The sequence below is a fragment of the Seohaeicola zhoushanensis genome (assembly GCF_014656415.1).
In the GTDB taxonomy this organism is placed as follows: Bacteria; Pseudomonadota; Alphaproteobacteria; order Rhodobacterales; family Rhodobacteraceae; genus Seohaeicola_A; species Seohaeicola_A zhoushanensis.
This window is the reverse complement of record NZ_BNCJ01000001.1, coordinates 338,953-354,447: the sequence shown is the minus strand read 5'-3', so window position 1 is coordinate 354,447 and position 15,495 is coordinate 338,953. Positions and strand designations below refer to the sequence as shown.

At 66.2% G+C, this 15,495-nt stretch carries 17 protein-coding genes; 7 read left to right on the top strand and 10 right to left on the bottom strand.

What is annotated here, in order from left to right; all coding sequences use genetic code 11:
* Positions 1 to 4 precede the first annotated feature (4 nt).
* On the bottom strand, positions 5 to 1,117 hold the full coding sequence (locus IE266_RS01675; RefSeq protein ID WP_189678294.1) for an S-(hydroxymethyl)glutathione dehydrogenase/class III alcohol dehydrogenase: 1,113 nt from the start codon (positions 1,115 to 1,117) through the stop codon (positions 5 to 7).
* Between the two features lie 140 nt (positions 1,118 to 1,257).
* Here IE266_RS01675 and IE266_RS01670 point away from each other — a divergent pair, with 140 nt between their 5' ends.
* Positions 1,258 to 1,512 (top strand): hypothetical protein, encoded by a 255-nt coding sequence (locus tag IE266_RS01670; protein WP_189678293.1) that lies wholly within the window; start codon positions 1,258 to 1,260, stop codon positions 1,510 to 1,512.
* Positions 1,513 to 1,514: 2 nt separating this feature from the next.
* Here the strand turns inward: IE266_RS01670 and argC are convergent, their stop codons facing one another.
* Both argC and IE266_RS01660 read right to left on the bottom strand, forming a co-directional pair.
* Entirely contained in the window at positions 1,515 to 2,432 is a 918-nt protein-coding gene (argC, locus tag IE266_RS01665; protein WP_189678292.1) for an N-acetyl-gamma-glutamyl-phosphate reductase, read from the bottom strand.
* 74 nt (positions 2,433 to 2,506) lie between these two features.
* Positions 2,507 to 2,944 (bottom strand): MaoC family dehydratase, encoded by a 438-nt coding sequence (locus tag IE266_RS01660; protein WP_189678291.1) that lies wholly within the window; start codon positions 2,942 to 2,944, stop codon positions 2,507 to 2,509.
* A gap of 132 nt (positions 2,945 to 3,076) precedes the next feature.
* Between IE266_RS01660 and IE266_RS01655 the strand changes: the two genes are divergently transcribed.
* From IE266_RS01655 to IE266_RS01635, 5 genes are all read left to right on the top strand, one after another.
* Positions 3,077 to 4,243, top strand: coding sequence for an alpha-hydroxy acid oxidase (locus tag IE266_RS01655; protein ID WP_189678290.1), 1,167 nt, complete (start codon positions 3,077 to 3,079; stop codon positions 4,241 to 4,243).
* 85 nt (positions 4,244 to 4,328) lie between these two features.
* A complete protein-coding gene (locus tag IE266_RS01650) occupies positions 4,329 to 4,949 on the top strand; it encodes a hypothetical protein (RefSeq protein WP_189678289.1) in 621 nt (206 codons plus the stop codon).
* 121 nt (positions 4,950 to 5,070) lie between these two features.
* Positions 5,071 to 5,685 (top strand): 50S ribosomal protein L25/general stress protein Ctc, encoded by a 615-nt coding sequence (locus IE266_RS01645; RefSeq protein ID WP_189678288.1) that lies wholly within the window; start codon positions 5,071 to 5,073, stop codon positions 5,683 to 5,685.
* Between the two features lie 113 nt (positions 5,686 to 5,798).
* Positions 5,799 to 6,470 carry an aminoacyl-tRNA hydrolase gene (pth, locus tag IE266_RS01640; protein WP_189678287.1) on the top strand — a complete coding sequence of 224 codons (672 nt, stop codon included), beginning with the start codon at positions 5,799 to 5,801 and terminating at the stop codon, positions 6,468 to 6,470.
* Complete coding sequence (locus tag IE266_RS01635; RefSeq protein ID WP_189678286.1) at positions 6,467 to 7,486, top strand: DUF2332 domain-containing protein; 1,020 nt, start codon at positions 6,467 to 6,469, stop codon at positions 7,484 to 7,486. Before pth ends, IE266_RS01635 begins: the two co-directional genes overlap by 4 nt.
* Positions 7,487 to 7,513: 27 nt before the next feature.
* Here IE266_RS01635 and IE266_RS01630 read toward each other — a convergent pair whose 3' ends face one another.
* Positions 7,514 to 8,578 carry an OmpA family protein gene (locus IE266_RS01630; RefSeq protein ID WP_189678285.1) on the bottom strand — a complete coding sequence of 355 codons (1,065 nt, stop codon included), beginning with the start codon at positions 8,576 to 8,578 and terminating at the stop codon, positions 7,514 to 7,516.
* Between the two features lie 226 nt (positions 8,579 to 8,804).
* Between IE266_RS01630 and IE266_RS01625 the strand changes: the two genes are divergently transcribed.
* Positions 8,805 to 10,265 carry a caspase family protein gene (locus tag IE266_RS01625; protein ID WP_189678284.1) on the top strand — a complete coding sequence of 487 codons (1,461 nt, stop codon included), beginning with the start codon at positions 8,805 to 8,807 and terminating at the stop codon, positions 10,263 to 10,265.
* Here IE266_RS01625 and IE266_RS01620 read toward each other — a convergent pair whose 3' ends face one another.
* From IE266_RS01620 to IE266_RS01595, 6 genes are read right to left on the bottom strand one after another with little or no spacing between them, the layout of a single operon-like run.
* Positions 10,266 to 11,813: a DUF4384 domain-containing protein gene (locus tag IE266_RS01620; RefSeq protein ID WP_189678283.1), complete on the bottom strand. Its 1,548-nt coding sequence runs from the start codon at positions 11,811 to 11,813 to the stop codon at positions 10,266 to 10,268.
* Positions 11,810 to 12,217 carry an ExbD/TolR family protein gene (locus IE266_RS01615; RefSeq protein WP_189678282.1) on the bottom strand — a complete coding sequence of 136 codons (408 nt, stop codon included), beginning with the start codon at positions 12,215 to 12,217 and terminating at the stop codon, positions 11,810 to 11,812. The genes IE266_RS01620 and IE266_RS01615 overlap by 4 nt, the downstream gene beginning before the upstream one ends.
* Entirely contained in the window at positions 12,214 to 12,639 is a 426-nt protein-coding gene (locus IE266_RS01610; RefSeq protein WP_229863859.1) for an ExbD/TolR family protein, read from the bottom strand. Before IE266_RS01610 ends, IE266_RS01615 begins: the two co-directional genes overlap by 4 nt.
* Before the next feature lie 9 nt (positions 12,640 to 12,648).
* Positions 12,649 to 13,272 carry a MotA/TolQ/ExbB proton channel family protein gene (locus IE266_RS01605; protein ID WP_189678281.1) on the bottom strand — a complete coding sequence of 208 codons (624 nt, stop codon included), beginning with the start codon at positions 13,270 to 13,272 and terminating at the stop codon, positions 12,649 to 12,651.
* Positions 13,273 to 13,275: 3 nt separating this feature from the next.
* The gene (locus IE266_RS01600; protein ID WP_189678280.1) at positions 13,276 to 13,701 is read right to left on the bottom strand and encodes a hypothetical protein; all 426 of its coding nucleotides are present in this window, start codon (positions 13,699 to 13,701) and stop codon (positions 13,276 to 13,278) included.
* Between the two features lie 36 nt (positions 13,702 to 13,737).
* Complete coding sequence (locus IE266_RS01595; protein WP_189678279.1) at positions 13,738 to 15,327, bottom strand: hypothetical protein; 1,590 nt, start codon at positions 15,325 to 15,327, stop codon at positions 13,738 to 13,740.
* Positions 15,328 to 15,495: the final 168 nt, after the last annotated feature.

Sequence of the window (15,495 nt, the reverse complement as noted above, 5' to 3'; positions counted from 1 at the left end):
ACGATCAATAGACCACGACCGAGCGGATCGACTTGCCCGCGTGCATGAGGTCGAATCCCTTGTTGATCTCGTTGAGAGTCAGCTGGTGGGTGATCATCGGGTCAATCTCGATCTTGCCGTCCATGTACCAGTCGACGATCTTCGGCACGTCGGTGCGCCCGCGCGCGCCGCCGAAGGCGGTGCCGCGCCAGGAGCGGCCCGTCACCAGCTGGAACGGACGGGTCGAGATCTCGGCCCCCGCCGGCGCCACGCCGATGATGATGCTTTCGCCCCAGCCCTTGTGGGCCGATTCCAGCGCCGTGCGCATGACCTTGACGTTGCCGGTGGCATCGAAGGTGTAATCGGCGCCGCCCTTGGTCAGGTTCACGAGATAGGCGACCAGGTCACCGTCGACCTCGGTCGGGTTGACGAAATCGGTCATGCCGAAGCGGGTGGCCATCGGCACCTTGTCGGGGTTCAGGTCGACGCCGACGATCTGGTCGGCGCCCGCCAGTCGCAGGCCCTGGATCACGTTCAGCCCGATGCCGCCCAGCCCGAAGACGATGGCGCGCGAACCGATCTCGACCTTGGCGGTGTTGATCACAGCGCCGATGCCTGTCGTGACGCCGCAGCCGATGTAGCAGATCTTGTCGAAGGGCGCGTCGGGGCGCACCTTGGCCAGCGCGATCTCGGGCAGCACGGTGTGGTTCGAGAAGGTCGAGCAGCCCATGTAGTGCAGAATCGGGTCGCCATCGAGCGTCGAGAAGCGCGAGGTGCCGTCCGGCATCAGCCCCTGCCCCTGCGTCGAGCGGATCGACTGGCAGAGGTTGGTCTTGGGATTGAGGCAGTATTCACACTCGCGGCATTCCGGCGTGTAGAGCGGGATCACGTGGTCGCCCGGCTTCAGCGAGGTGACGCCGGGGCCGACCTCGAGAACCACGCCCGCGCCCTCATGGCCAAGGATAGCCGGGAACAGACCCTCCGGGTCGGCGCCCGAGAGGGTGAATTCGTCGGTGTGGCAGATGCCCGTGGCCTTGATCTCGACCAGAACCTCGCCAGCACGCGGGCCTTCGAGGTTCACCTCCATGATTTCAAGCGGTTTTCCGGCCTGAACGGCCACTGCGGCTTTGGTGCGCATGACGGCATCTCCTGATTTTGTTGGCCGAGACCCTGTGGCAACGGCCCGTCCAATGCAACCCCGCGTCCACCTTGCCGGGCATGGTTTTCACTCCATCTTTGCTGCAAGTGCCCCTCGGGGCGATCCCAAGGGGAGCATCGATGATGAAACGGCTTGGACTTCTGCTGCTGCTCGCCGCCTGCAGCGAGATGCCGGCGAGCGATGATAACATGGCCTGCCTCTCGCCGCGGGAAAAGGCGCTGGTCGGCCAGCCACTCGCGATTGCTCAGGCGGTGATGCCCGCCGGAACGCGGTTCATTCCGCCCGGAGGAGTGATCACGATGGATTACCGGCAGGACCGCCACAACGCTGATTACGACGCAAAAAGGATCGTAACCCGCGTCTGGTGCGGCTGAAGTCAGACCAGCCCGGTCGCCTCGTCGAGGCCCAGCATCAGGTTCAAATTTTGAACAGCGGCGCCCGAGGCGCCCTTCCCGAGGTTGTCGAGCCGTGCCAGCAGCACGGCGCGCTTGCCGTCGGCCGAGGTCTGCACCCGCAGTTCCAGATTGTTGGTGCCGTTCAGCGCCTGCGGGTCCATCTGCGCCGAGGCCGGTTCCGCAGGCAGCACCTGGACGAAGCGCTGGCCCTCGTAATGCGCCCGCAGTGCCGGCTCCAGCGCGGCGGCATCGCCCTCGGGGCGGTGCAGGGGGATCTGCACGATCATGCCCTGAGCGAACTGGCCGACACTGGGAATGAAGATCGGCGTGGTCTCCAGCGCCGAATGCTTGACCGTTTCGGGCAGGTGCTTGTGCGCCATGCCCAGGCCGTAGACGAAGAAGGCGGGCGCCTTGCCTGCCTCGAAATCGGCGATCATCGCCTTGCCGCCGCCGCTGTAGCCCGAGACCGCGTTGATGGTGATGCCGGCATCGGCCTCCACCAGCCCCGCCGCAACCAGCGGCGCCAGCAGCGCGATTGCGCCGGTGGCATAGCAGCCGGGGTTCGAGACCCGTGCAGCACTGGCGATCTTCTCGCGCTGCCCCGCCTTCAGCTCGGCAAAGCCATAGGCCCAATCGGGATCTACCCGGTGCGCGGTCGAGGCGTCGATCAGACGGGCCTTGTTGCCGGCGGCCAGTTCCACCGCCTCGCGCGCGGCGTCGTCGGGCAGGCAGAGAATGCTCACATCCGCCTCGGCCAGCGCCTCTGCACGGGCGCCGCGGTCCTTGCGCCGCTCGGGGTCGAGTCGGATCAGCTCGATGTCGCTGCGCCCGTCCAGCCGCTCGCGGATCTGCAGACCCGTCGTGCCGGCCTCGCCGTCGATGAACACCTTGTGCGCCATGATCGCCTTCCTCTCGTTGTCGGGGTTGACCTAGGGCCGCGCGCCTGTTCTGGCAAGCGTCTGTTGCGGTCGGCTCAGCCTCTGGTCTTGATAATCCAGGTCGAGCGATAGTCGCAGACCATTTCGCCCTTCTGGTCGAAGACGCGGTTGTGCACGTCGACAAACCCCCGGTCCGGTTTCGACCGCGAGGCCCGCGCGCCGGTCACTTCGACTTCGACCCGGAGGGTATCGCCGGCGTAAACCGGCTTCAGCCAGCGGATCTCGGCCATGCCGGGCGAGCCCATCGAGCTTTCCGAGAAACGCCCCGTCGCCAGGATCAGGTTGAAGGCCACCAGGATTGTCTGAAAGCCGCTCGCCACGAGCCCGCCGAAATGTGATTGCTTCGCCGCCTCGGGATCGGTGTGGAACGGTTGCGGATCCCATTGCCGGGCAAAGGCGATGATCTCTTCCGCCGACAACGTCCTGCTGCCTGTCTCGTAACGGTCGCCGACGGCGATATCCTCGAAAAACATCCCTGCTCCTTCCTCGAACGCGTGGCGACTATGCACAGGCGGGGCAACAACCGCCAGTGCGCGAGGATTGCCGCCTTGAGAAAGGTCCGGGGCATTGGTAACAGGACTTTACCAATTTGCCGGGAGAAACCTATGCCCGTGATCACCAATATCGCCGACCTCAAGCGCCTGCACGAACGTCGCACGCCGCGGATGTTCTACGACTATGCCGAAAGCGGCAGCTGGACCGAGCAGACCTTCCGCGAGAACACCACCGATTTCGAGAAGATCCGCCTGCGCCAGCGCGTCGCCGTGGACATGAGCGGGCGCAGCACCGCCAGCACGATGATCGGCCAGGAGGTGGCGATGCCTGTGGCGCTGGCCCCGGTCGGGCTGACCGGGATGCAGCACGCCGATGGTGAGATCAAGGCCGCCCGCGCGGCCCAGGCCTTCGGGGTGCCCTTCACGCTGTCGACGATGTCGATCAACTCGATCGAAGACGTGGCCGAGGCGACGGGCAAGCCGTTCTGGTTCCAGCTCTACACGATGAAGGACACCGACTATACCAGCCGGCTGATCCAGCGGGCCAAGGACGCCAAGTGTTCGGCGCTGGTCATCACGCTCGACCTGCAACTGCTGGGCCAGCGGCACAAGGACCTCAAGAACGGGCTTTCCGCGCCGCCCAAGCTGACGCCGAAGACGATTGCAAACCTGATGACCAAATGGGCCTGGGGGATCGAGATGCTCTCGGCCAAGCGGCGGCATTTCGGCAACATCGTCGGCCATGTCCACGGCATCTCGGACACCGCCTCGCTGGGGGCCTGGACGGCCGAGCAGTTCGACCCGACGCTCGACTGGTCCAAGATCGCCCGGCTGATGGAGCAATGGGGCGGCAAGGTGATTCTGAAGGGCATCCTCGACCCGGAAGACGCCAAGATGGCTGCAAAGCTGGGTGCCGACGCCATCGTGGTGTCGAACCACGGCGGGCGGCAGCTTGACGGCGCGCTCTCGTCGATCCGGATGCTGCGGCCGATCCTGGATGCGGTGCAGGGCGATACCGAGGTGCATCTCGACAGCGGCATCCGCTCGGGCCAGGACGTGCTCAAGGCGCTGGCCATGGGGGCGAAGGGCACGATGATCGGCCGCGCCTTCGTCTACGGTCTGGGTGCGATGGGCGAGAAGGGTGTTTCGACTGCTCTGGAGGTCATCCGCAAGGAGCTCGACATGACCATGGCGCTCTGCGGAGAGACCAAGGTGCAGAACCTTGGCCGGCACAACCTGCTGATCCCCGAGGACTTCGAAGGCCGCTGGCAGCCGTGAGTGCAAACCGCCCCGCCCGTGGGCAGGGCCTTGTGAGGGGCCCCGCCATGCCGCTGTCAGGCGGCTTGGGTGCGCGGGGGCGGAGATGTTGATCTTCTCGGCGCAGAACTTGGCGTTCATCGCCGTGCCGAAAACCGGCACCACGGCGATAGAGATGGCGCTCAAGCCGCGGGCCGACATCATCTTCACCAAGCGGCGAAAGCACATCACCGCCCAGCGGTTCCACAACCGTGTCGCGCCCTTCCTCAAGGAGGAATTCGGCGTCGAACCCGAACGCTTCGCGGTGATCCGCGAGCCCGAAGAGCAGATCCGCTCCTGGTATCGCTACCGCGCCCGCGAGGCCAAGGCCGGCAGCGATTTCTCGACCGAAGGCATCAGTTTCGACCAGTTCGTGCGCGATGTGATCTCGGACAGCCCGCCGCCCCATGCCGCCATCGGCAGCCAGCATTCCTTCCTGACCTCGGGCAAGGGCGAGCTGCTGGTCCACCACCTCTTCGCCCACGAGATGCCGGGCCGGCTCTGGGCTTTTCTCGACGACCGCTTCGGCGGGCCGGTCGAGCTCAAGCAGAAGAACGTCTCGCCTCCGGTTCCGGCGGAACTGGAACCGGCCACGCGGAAACTGTTGCAGCAGGCGCGCGCGGCCGAGTTCGAGCTTTACGCGCGCGTGATCGAGGCGGGGGGGGTTCTCACCAGCAAGCTGCCATGACCGGGCAGGGAGAAACGGTGCGGAAAGACCCTTTCCAAGCGGGTCTATCTGGTCTATAGGCGCGGCTTCACGCGGGGACTACAGCCTTGGAGGAGCCCCGCCCTTACATTGGAGAATCAACATGGCTGGAGAGATCCCTGATCTCATCGCCCTGGAACGGACGGGGACAGGCAAGGGCGCCGCTCGTCAAGCACGCCGCGATGGCATGGTTCCGGGTGTCGTTTTCGGTGGCGAGCAAGAACCGCTGGCGATCAACATCCCCTTCAACGCGCTGCTGAAGCGTCTGAAAGCGGGTCACTTCAAGTCGACCCTGTGGAACCTCAAGGTCGAGGGCCACGAGGACGTCCGCGTGATCTGCCGCGATGTCCAGCGCGACGTCGTCAAGGATCTGCCGACCCACGTCGACTTCATGCGCCTGCGCCGCACCTCGAAGATCAACCTGCGTATCCCCGTCGAAGTGGCTGGCGAAGAAGCCTGCCCCGGCCTGCGCAAGGGCGGCACGCTGACCATGGTCCGCGCCGAGGTCGAACTGCTGGTGACCGCGGGTGACATCCCCGACCACATCACCATCGACATCTCGAACGCGCAGATCGGCGACGTGATCCACATTTCGGATGTCAAGCTGCCGGAAGGCGTCAAGCCGACCATCGCACGCGACTTCGTGATCGCCAACATCGCGGCCCCGTCGGGCCTGCGTTCGGCAGAGAACGAAGAAGACGGCGAAGCCGAGGAATAATCCCGGCCGCATACGGTTACGCGCGGGGCCCTTCGGGGCCCCGTTTCGTTTGTGGCGTCTGGAAAAATGGCCCGGTTCCGGGCATGAGAGGCAAAGCACGGAAGGAAGCGCGCATGAAGCTGATCGTTGGCCTTGGCAACCCGGGCGCGAAATACGCGCGCAACCGGCATAACATCGGGTTCATGGCGGTGGACCGGATCGCCGCGGACCACGGATTCACCCCCTGGAAGTCGCGCTTTCAGGGTCAGCTCTCGGAAGGCCGGCTTGGCACCGAGAAGGTGATGCTGCTCAAGCCGGAAACCTTCATGAACCTTTCCGGCCAGTCGGTGGGCGAAGCGATGCGCTTCTACCGGCTGGAACCGGCGGATGTCATCGTCATCCACGACGAGATCGACCTGGCGCCCGGCAAGCTGCGGGTGAAATCGGGCGGCGGCCATGCCGGCCACAACGGCCTGCGCTCGATCCATGCCCATATCGGCGAGGCCTATGACCGGGTGCGGCTGGGCGTCGGCCACCCCGGCCGCAAGGAGGCGGTTCCGGGCTATGTTCTGCACGACTTTGCCAAGGCCGACGACGACTGGCTTGACGACCTGCTGCGCGGCATCTCGGACGGCGCGGCGAGCCTTGCCGCCGGTGACAGCGCGCGATTCATGAACGCCGTCGCCCTTCGCGTCGCGCCGCCGCGGTCTTCGACCGGGACCAAACCCGAGGCGAAACCGGCGAAGCCGGAGCCGGAGCCGGATACCCGCTCCCCGCTCGAAAAGCTGCTGAACCGGTTCAAGTGAGGCTGACCGAAGCCTTCGCCGCGCAATCGCGCGCCTGCTCCGCGCTGGGTTCGCCCTTCATGGGCCGGTTGATGGCGCTGCTGGGTGCGAATTGGCCCGGCACGCGGCTGGGGCGCATCTGCGCCGACTGGCCGGGCGATCTCGGCCCCTCGGCGGTGTCCATGCCGCTGCGCCTGGCTGGCGGGTTGCACGCTCTGGTGCTGGGCGGCGATGCAGAGCTGGCGGCGGTCTATCCGCCGCACCAGGTGTCGGACATGGCGCTGCTGCATGGCGTTCTCGCGGCGATGCAACGGCATGAAGAGACTCTGCTGCGCTGGATCGAAAGCGCTCCGCAGACCAACGAGGTGCGCCGAAGCGCAGTGATCGTCGCGGCGGCGCATTGGATCGCCGCGCGGTTCGCCCTGCCCTTCATGACCTCCGAACTTGGCGCCAGCGCCGGGCTCAACCTCGGTTGGGACCGCTTCGCCGTGCAGGCTGGCCCTGTGCGGCTTGGCCCCCCTGACGCCGCGCTGGAATTGACTCCCGACTGGAGTGGCGCCACGCCGCAACCTGCGCGGGTCGAGGTGCAGGAACGCGCGGGGGTCGACCTCAATCCGCTCGACCTGGCCGATCCGGATCAGGCGCGCCGGCTCTTCGCCTACCTCTGGCCCGATCAGCCGCACCGCATGGAGCTGACGCGCGCGGCGATGGCCGCGCAGCGGACGGCGGTGAACAGGGGAGATGCCATCGACTGGCTCGCCCCTCGCCTCGCTGCGCAGCCCGAAGGCACCGTGCACCTGATCTATCACACCATCGCCTGGCAATATTTCCCTGCCGAAAAGCAAGCCGAAGGCACCGCTCTCATCGAGGCTGCCGGCGCCGGGGCAACCGCATCGCGGCCGCTGGCCTGGCTGGGACTCGAAGCTGACGGAGGCACCGAGGGTGCCGCGATCACCCTGCGGCTCTGGCCGGGGGATCTGCGAATTGCGCTGGGCCGCGCCGATTTTCACGGCCGCTGGGTGCGCTGGGCGGGGTGAGGCCCGCTCTGGGCCTCACTGCCAACTTCAGTTCAGAACGACGAACTCGATCCGGCGATTGCGCGCCTTGTTCGCGGCGCTGTCGTTTGGACGCAGCGGCCGACTCTCGCCATAGCCGACGACGCGCATCCGGCCCTGGCTGATCCCCTTCGCGGCCAGATAGGCGCTGACCGATCCGGCACGGCGTTCGCTCAGCGCCTGGTTGGTCGCGTCGGACCCGTCCGAGTCGGTATGTCCAGCGATCTCGATGTTCAGGCTCGGGCAGCGGTTCACGATGTCATAGAGGTTGTCGAGCAACGGATATGACGAGGGATCGAGCCGCGCGCTGGCGGGCGAGAAGTTGATGTTGCCGGTGTGCGACAGGATCTCGAACCGCCCGACACAGGCTTCGCGGTCCATCTCGCCCTTGGTCTCCAGCGCGGCCGAGGCGCCTGCCGGAGCTGCGGTCAGCTGGGCCGAGCTCGGCGGCGTTCCCGGCGCGGCGCGGTCGAAGACAAAGTCGAAGCTGACCACGCCAACCGGCACGATCTCGACGCTGGCCGCTTCTTGCAGCTTTTCGCGCCCGCCTTCGAGGTTGAACTCGTCGAGCTTGATGGCGATCGGCGCGGTTGAGGTGATGGCGACACGGTCATTCGAGATCAACGTGACCGCCACATCTGCAGTCTTCTCAAGCGTCACGCCATGCAGCGAGAGCGTATAGGCAACCTCGACGAACTTGCGCCGCACGTCGTGCAGGTCACGCAGCTGCGCCGGATCCAGCTGCACCGAGATGGTGGCCTCGGGGTAGTTGAAGGCTTCGAAGAACAGGAAGCGCATCCGCACGTTGCGCAGGTCGATATTGGTGTCGACCGAGTCTAGCAGCACCCGGATCTGAGCCTTGCCCTGCTCGGTGATGAGGCCCGAAAGTGTGGCGAACTTGCTGGTCTCGGCGACATTGCCCTTCTTGACCGACATGAAGCGCAGCTTCGACGCCTCGGCGTCGAGGACCCAGCCGTGCTCGAACGGGTCGATGGTCTGGGCGTCGGCCGAGGGGGAATATCCGGTCAGCAATGCGGCACAGAGAAGGAGGGCTCGGAAGGCGTTCGTCAGCATGACAATCTCTCTTTTCCGGGTGCCGCCAGGCCGGCGGCAAGTGACTCGAAGCGTATAACGCACTATCAGGAAACTTGCGGCTATGAGCAAGAATAGCGATAAGCTGTACTGAAATGGCCTAATTTAAGTCGGATTTTCGCAATAGGCGGATCGAAAGCCCAGGCGCCGGTCGTTCATTCCGGGTGACATGGGGTGCAAGCGAGAGCAGGATGAACACGTGCGAGTCATGTTGAGAACCCTTCTGTGCTGGCTGGTCCTTATGGCCGGCGTCGCACATGCCGAACCCCGGATCGCTCTGGTTCTGGGCAATTCGAATTACGGCTCTGTCACCCCACTCGACAATCCCGCGCATGACGCCAAGCTGATCGCCGACACGCTGACCGACCTCGGTTTCGATGTTACCGTGCTGATCGACGCCAGCCAGTCCGAGATGAAGCGCGGTATTTCGCAGTTCGGGCGCGCCCTGCGCGACGCCGGATCGGATGCCACGGGCCTGTTCTACTACGCCGGCCACGGGGTCCAGTCCTTCGGCAACAACTACCTGTTGCCGGTCGACATCGCCCTGAACGACGCTGCCGACCTCGACCTGATGGCGATCGAGGCGCAGACCGTGCTGCGGCAGATGTATTCGGCGCGCAACAAGACGAACATCGTGATCCTGGACGCCTGCCGCAACAACCCGTTCAGCGAGATTCCCCAGTTCAACGACAACGGCCTGGCCGAAATGCAGGCGCCCACCGGCACCTTCCTTTCCTATGCCACTGCGCCTGGTTCGGTCGCGCTCGACGGGTTGCAGGGCAACAGCCCCTTCACCCACGCGTTGGCCAAGCTGCTGCCGACGCCCGGAATGCCGATCGAACAGATGTTCAAGCAGGTGCGCGTCGAGGTCATCCAGGAAACCGGCGGGCGGCAGACGCCCTGGGATTCCTCTTCGCTGACCAACGATTTCACCTTCGCCCAGGCAACGCCGCAGTCTGCGGCCGATCTCGAGGCCGAGCAGTTCTGGAACTCGGTCAGGCAGACCCGGGACCCGGTGCAGATCATGCTCTTCCTGCGTGGCTACGGGAACAGCAAGTTTGCCGAGGATGCCCGCAGCCTGCTCGCCCAGGTGATCGAGGAAGAACTCGCCGGCAAGAAGCCTGCGCAGCCCAAGGCTGCCGCTGCTGGCCCGACGGCGGATGAGCAGAAGATGTTCGAAGCGGCACAGGCCGACCCGAGCGAAGCCTCCTGGGGTGCCTACCTGCAGAGCTACCCGAACGGCACCTTTGCCGAGTTCGCCCAACAGGAACTTGCCGCGCTGCGCGAGAAGAACGGCAACGACCCGGTCGGTCCCGGTGGCGGGCCGATGGACAAGCCCCTGCCCGCCCCCGCGACCGAAGAGGTCAGCACGCCCGGCATCGTTACCTTCGACACCCCGCTGCTGTCCGAAGTGCCCGAGGTCAATGGCAAGTCTATCGCCCAGCTGATCGACGGCTCGCCGATCTTCCCGCCGATCGAAGGGCTGCCGGAGTCCTACTGGAAGGGTCAGCACTGCTCTAACTGCCACGAGTGGACCCGCGAACGCATCTGCACCCAGGCGAACACCTACCTGAGCCTGAACATGCAGCGTTCGCTTACCAAGGCGCACCCCTTCGGCGGCACGCTCAAGCGCAACCTCAAGGCCTGGGCGGCCGGCGGTTGCATGTGATCACCGCTCGGCGGTTGTCACGAAGAAATAGACCCACTCACCCTTGAACTCCGGGTTCGCCGCGCGCGCCTCGGCGACCCGCGCCTTGAGATAGGCAAGATAGGGCGCCGCCGGCTCGATCAGCGGACGCAGCCCGTCGTAAAGCTGCTCCGAGGCGGCAAAGGCCACTGCGATTTCCTGACCATAGGGCGGGCCGATCACGATTTTGAGCCCCGGATCGGCGTCGGTCTTGGTGCCGACGCGCAGGGCGCTGTCGCGGGTGGCGAGGTTGACCGGCACCTGGTCATTCGGCGCCAGGTGGATCACGTTGCCGCCGGAATCGAAGTAATCGACGTAGACATAGGCGTCATACTCTGGCGCGGTCAGTTCGAACCACAGCCGCTGGTCCTTGACGAAATCGAGGTTCCGCGCCTGCGACGCCTCGCCAATCAGCAGCGGGTTGGTCGACTGGTCGTTGGACTGCGGCAGGCCGACGTCGGCAATCCCCGAGAGCGCGCCGCACTGTGGGCGCGGCAGGATCAGGATGTTGTCCGAAACACGGATATCCTCGCCCATCTGCGCCTGCAGCGCAGCCAGGACAGGCGCCCGTAGGTCGTTCTCGGGCACATGCCCGTTGATCTGGAGCGTGGCCGTATCCGGGTCGAAGGCGACCTGGAGGCGCGAGCAGGGCACCTGCGACAGCAGCGCCGAAACACCGTCGCGCAGCGGGTCGCCCTGCACGGCAAGGTCGCCGGGCTGCATGAAACTCTGGAAAGCGGCAAGCGAGACCGGATCGACATCGCCCTCCCCCGAAGGGAAGGCAAGCGTCGCCTTGAGTGCTTTCGCCGGTGGCTCGGTCGCAGCGGTCGGGGTGGCATTTGCCACTGCTTGCGCCAGCGGTTCGGTGGCTGCTGGCGTGTCGGGCAACGCTGCGGCATCGGGCGTCGCCTGTGGGGCGGCCTGCGCCTCCGGGGCGTTCTCGGGCAACGCGACTGGGGCAGGTGCGGCGGCGGGCAGGGCAGGGGCAGCCTGCGAGCTCGGTTGCAGGGAAACCAGCTCGGCAGCCTCGGGCCGCAATGCGGCGGGCAGCGCAAGTGCCGCCGCCAGTGGGCGGGCGGCGGCGATAGCTGCGGACACGGCAGTTGGTGTCGCACTGGCCGGCCGGGCGACCAAAGGCGCCGCCTGTGCCGCCGCCAAGGCCGCCGCCGGAGGCCGCGCCGCTTCAAGCTGCGGCGGAGGCGTAGCGCTGGCAATCAGCGTATCGGGTTCGGGGCGTTCCGGCGCAAGCGGCTCGGCCGGCGCTTCGGCTGGCCGGGCCTGCGACTGCGGGATCACTCCCTGCGCGACGGCGGCGCCCTGGGCCTGTTCTTCCGGCGCGGCTTCGGTCTCGGGCCGGGCCTGTTGCGCCTCGGTCCGGTCAAGCTGGTAGGCCTGAACGTCAAGCTTGCTTGGCGGCAGCGGCTGGTCTTCGACCGGCTCCGGCCTCACCGCAAGCGCCAGCGCGCCATAGCCGCCGGCATGGAGCAGCGCCGAAACGGCGAGTCCGGCGGTCCAGCGCGCGGTGCTCATGGGGCAGGGGCTGGCGTCACCACCAGCACCACGTCGCGGAACCCCATCGCCTCGGCCGCGCCGACCAGCGGCAGGACGTGGCGCAGCTCGGCATCACGATGGGCGTTGACGCGCAACCGCAAGGCCGGGTCCCCGGCAAGACGCTCCGAAAGCGCGGCTTCCAACACGGCGCGCTCGACCCCCGCACCGTCCAGCGCCAGCGCGCCATCGGCGGCAATCGAGAGCGTGGCGCCGCCGGCGGGCATGTCGCTGCCCGAGGCGGCAACGGGTGGGATCACGTCGAAGGGAGCGGTGGCGTCCATCCGGCCGATCAGCATGAAGAAGATCAGCAGGAAGAAAACCACGTCGATAAGGGCGACAATGGTCTCGCCATGCTGGGCCGGGGCGCGGCGCGTCAGCTTCATGGCCGCGCCTCCAGCCGCACGACCCGCAGCCGCACCGCTCCGGCGCGCGCGGCTTCGTCCATCACCGAGATCAGTGCCTGCGTGGTCGCCCCGCCCGAAGGGAGCACCAGCACCTGCAGCAACGGGTCATCAGCCAACCTGCCCGCCAGCAGCGCGGAAAGCACGCCAGCCGGCACCGCCGCCCCCTGCACCACCGGGATACCATCCGAACCGAGGCGGATCATCAGCGTGCCGCCAGCATCGCTTGGCGCCGCAGCCTGCGCGGGACTGTCCTGTTGGTGCACGGCCGGGATCATGTCGAGGTTGAGATAGGTCGATGTGACCATGAAGAAGACCAGCATGATCAGCATGACGTCGATCATCGGCACCAGCGAAATCAGCCGGGCGGGCCGTGTCGGACGTCTGAGGCCAGTGCCGGCCATGAGCCCCTCTCAGAGGTTCGGGTTCTGGTCGGCGAGCATCAGCTGGCCGACCGCGCTTTCGATGTTCTGCGCAGCATTCTCGATCCGCGCGGCCAGCAGGCTGGCGGCAACAGCCGCGGGAATGGCGACCAGAAGACCGGCGGCGGTGGTCAGCAGCGCCTGCCAGATGCCGCCCGCCAGCAGCGAGGCATTGGCGGCGCCCTCGGCCAGCGCAAGCTCCTGGAACGACTGGATCATGCCCAGCACGGTGCCAAGCAGCCCCAGCAGCGGCGAGATCATCGCGATCAGCTCCAGCAACCGGATCATCCGGTTCATCGACGCCAGTTCCTCGTTGCCGCGCCGTGTCAGCTCGGCTTCGAGCGCTGCACCTTTCAGCCCCGCGGTCATCGCGCGCATGGCATAGGCGGTCACCCGGTCGGCCGGCGACTTGCCCGCTTCCAGCGCCTTTTGCGCGCCGTGCCGGTCACCCGATTTCCAGGTCTCGAGCGCGGCAGCGCGGGCCGCCTTGCCGCTGGTCACCGGCCAGAGCTGGATCGCCTTGACCACGATCACCGTCAGCGAAACCAGCGAGAGCACCAGCAGCACCGCGATGATCGGGCCGCCGCTCACCAGCATGTCGAGCGTGCCGGTCATCGCTTACTTGACCAGCGCGGCTGAGGTTTTGCTGTTCAGGGTGAGGATCGGAAAGCAGTCCATTTCCTCGGCGTTCTGCGGGCGGCACGAGGTCAGTTCGTGCAGCAGGATCTCGGAGATGTTCGCGCAGCTCGTCTCCGGGATCTCGAAGAGCTTGAGCGTGGTGCGCGCCACCGGCAGCGGCGCGGCGTCGATCGACAGGAGCCGGTCGATCACGCCGTTCTTGTCGAGGATGGCCAGGCTCATCTCGAAGCCGTCGAAGCCGGTCTTGGTCGCGTTCCTGAACAGGAAGAAGGCGCGGCAGCCGCCGCCATCGATTTCCTCGAACTTGTTCAGCTCGACAGTCAGCCCGCCGTCCTGCGCATGGGCAGCGGGTGCAAGGGCAAGACCGGCCGCAAGGCAGCCGGCGAGGATAGTCAGGTAACGCATCTCGTCCTCCGTAGCGGCACCCGGCGGGCGCGGCGGTTATGAAGCCAGCGCCGCGCTGACCTTGCTGAGCGAATCCAGGGCAGAGCCGCGGATGTTTGTCGCGACAAAGCCGTTGTCATCGACGGCCTGGAAGAACGGCGTATCGAGCACGCCCTGATAGGTCGCGATGATGCCACGCGCCTGCTCCTTGAGGGCGGTGCGGGCATCGCCCTCGGGGGTCTCGACCAGCTTCTCGAGCGTGTCCTCAAGGTCGGTGTCGATATCGTTGAGATAGTCGAACAGCTTGCCCGACCGCGACGGGATATCCTCGAGCCCTTCGACATCGGAGGTCGTCGAGTCGATGGCCGACTTGAGGCCCGAGATCTGCTGGTGCAGCGCCTTGCGGGTGTTGATCCAGGCCAGGCGCGACTGCACGAAGGGTACCACGTTGTCGGGGATCGCGTCCTGCGCTTCCTGCGCGGCGGCACTGGTGGTGGCCGAGGCCGCCTCCTTCAGCAGCTGCGCCACCTTGCCGGCAGCGGCCAGCGCCCGGTCATAGGCGCCGTCGGCCGCCAGCTCGCGGGCATAGTTGAAGGCGCGGTTGATGCCGTCGAGATCGCCCTTCTTCTCCTGCATCGCCTTCTCGACCAGCGGCGCGAGCTTGCCCTCGGCGGCAAACCACTTGGCGGCCTCCGGCGGCAGGGCGTCTCTGGCAGCGGTTTCCTGCGAGGCGGTGCCGGCGGTCTTGGCGACGGCGGCCTCGATCTTGGTCAGCAGCGCGTCGGCCCCTGCGAGGTCGCCCGACTTGATAAGCTGCGCGGCATTGGTCAGCGCCGCGATCAGCTTGTCACGCGCCGCGCCCTGCACCGCGCCGATCGGCTGCTTGAGCGCATTGGCCCGGGCGATCAGCGCCTTGGTGTCTGGCTTGCCGTCGTTGTCGTTGCTGGCGGCCGGGGCCGGCTCGGGCGGCGGCGCCGCTGGCGCATTGCCCAGCTTGGCGACGGCCCCCTCCAGCGCGGTCACGGTCTGGTCGGCCTTGACCAGGTCGCCCGCCTTGATGAGCTGGACGGCCATGCCCATGACCTTCTTCAGCTTCTCGCCGGCCTCTCCCGGCGCCGCCATGATGGCAGGCTGAACGGCCTTGAGGCGCTGGGCGAGCTGGCCCGCGTCGGGGCCGACGGCCTGGGCTTGCTCTTCCTCTTCCTCTTCCTGGCTGTCCTGTTGCGGCTCCTGGCCGTCGTCCTCGGCCTCATCCTCGGCGGCGAGCGCGTCGAACTCGGGATCGTCGGGCAGATCCTCGACGTCGCTCTCGATCTCCTGGCCATCCTCGCTGAAGATGATGACGTTCAGCTGCACCTTGTTGGCGCGCAGGAACTTCTTGCACTGCTTCGCCAGCTGGCCGAAGTGGCGCCCGCAGGTCAGCTCGGCGACCTTGCCGTTGATCTTGATCGTCCCGAAGGCGAACTTCGGGCTGTCACCCTCGGCCTTGGCCTCCTTGCCCAGCAGCGAAGGGTTTTTCTTCTTGTGAAGCATGAGGATAGAGTCCTCCGGCTTCTTCCCGGGGACAAAGGCGAAGGACAGCGGCGCTTTCTTGGCCTTGCTGATCTTCTTCTTGAGTAACGGCCCGCTGAGAGCTTCGGTCGCCATGTCACACACCTCCTGAAAACGCTTAGAAATCCAATTGCTCCAATTGACTTTGAGAAAACGATAAGGCTGACTTGGGGTCAAGGTATACTTGCATTGTACTGATTGAAGTTGAACGCGGCGCGAACCGGAATGGGGGCAAGACGGTGCGCGCTGATTTGGGCCTGTGGA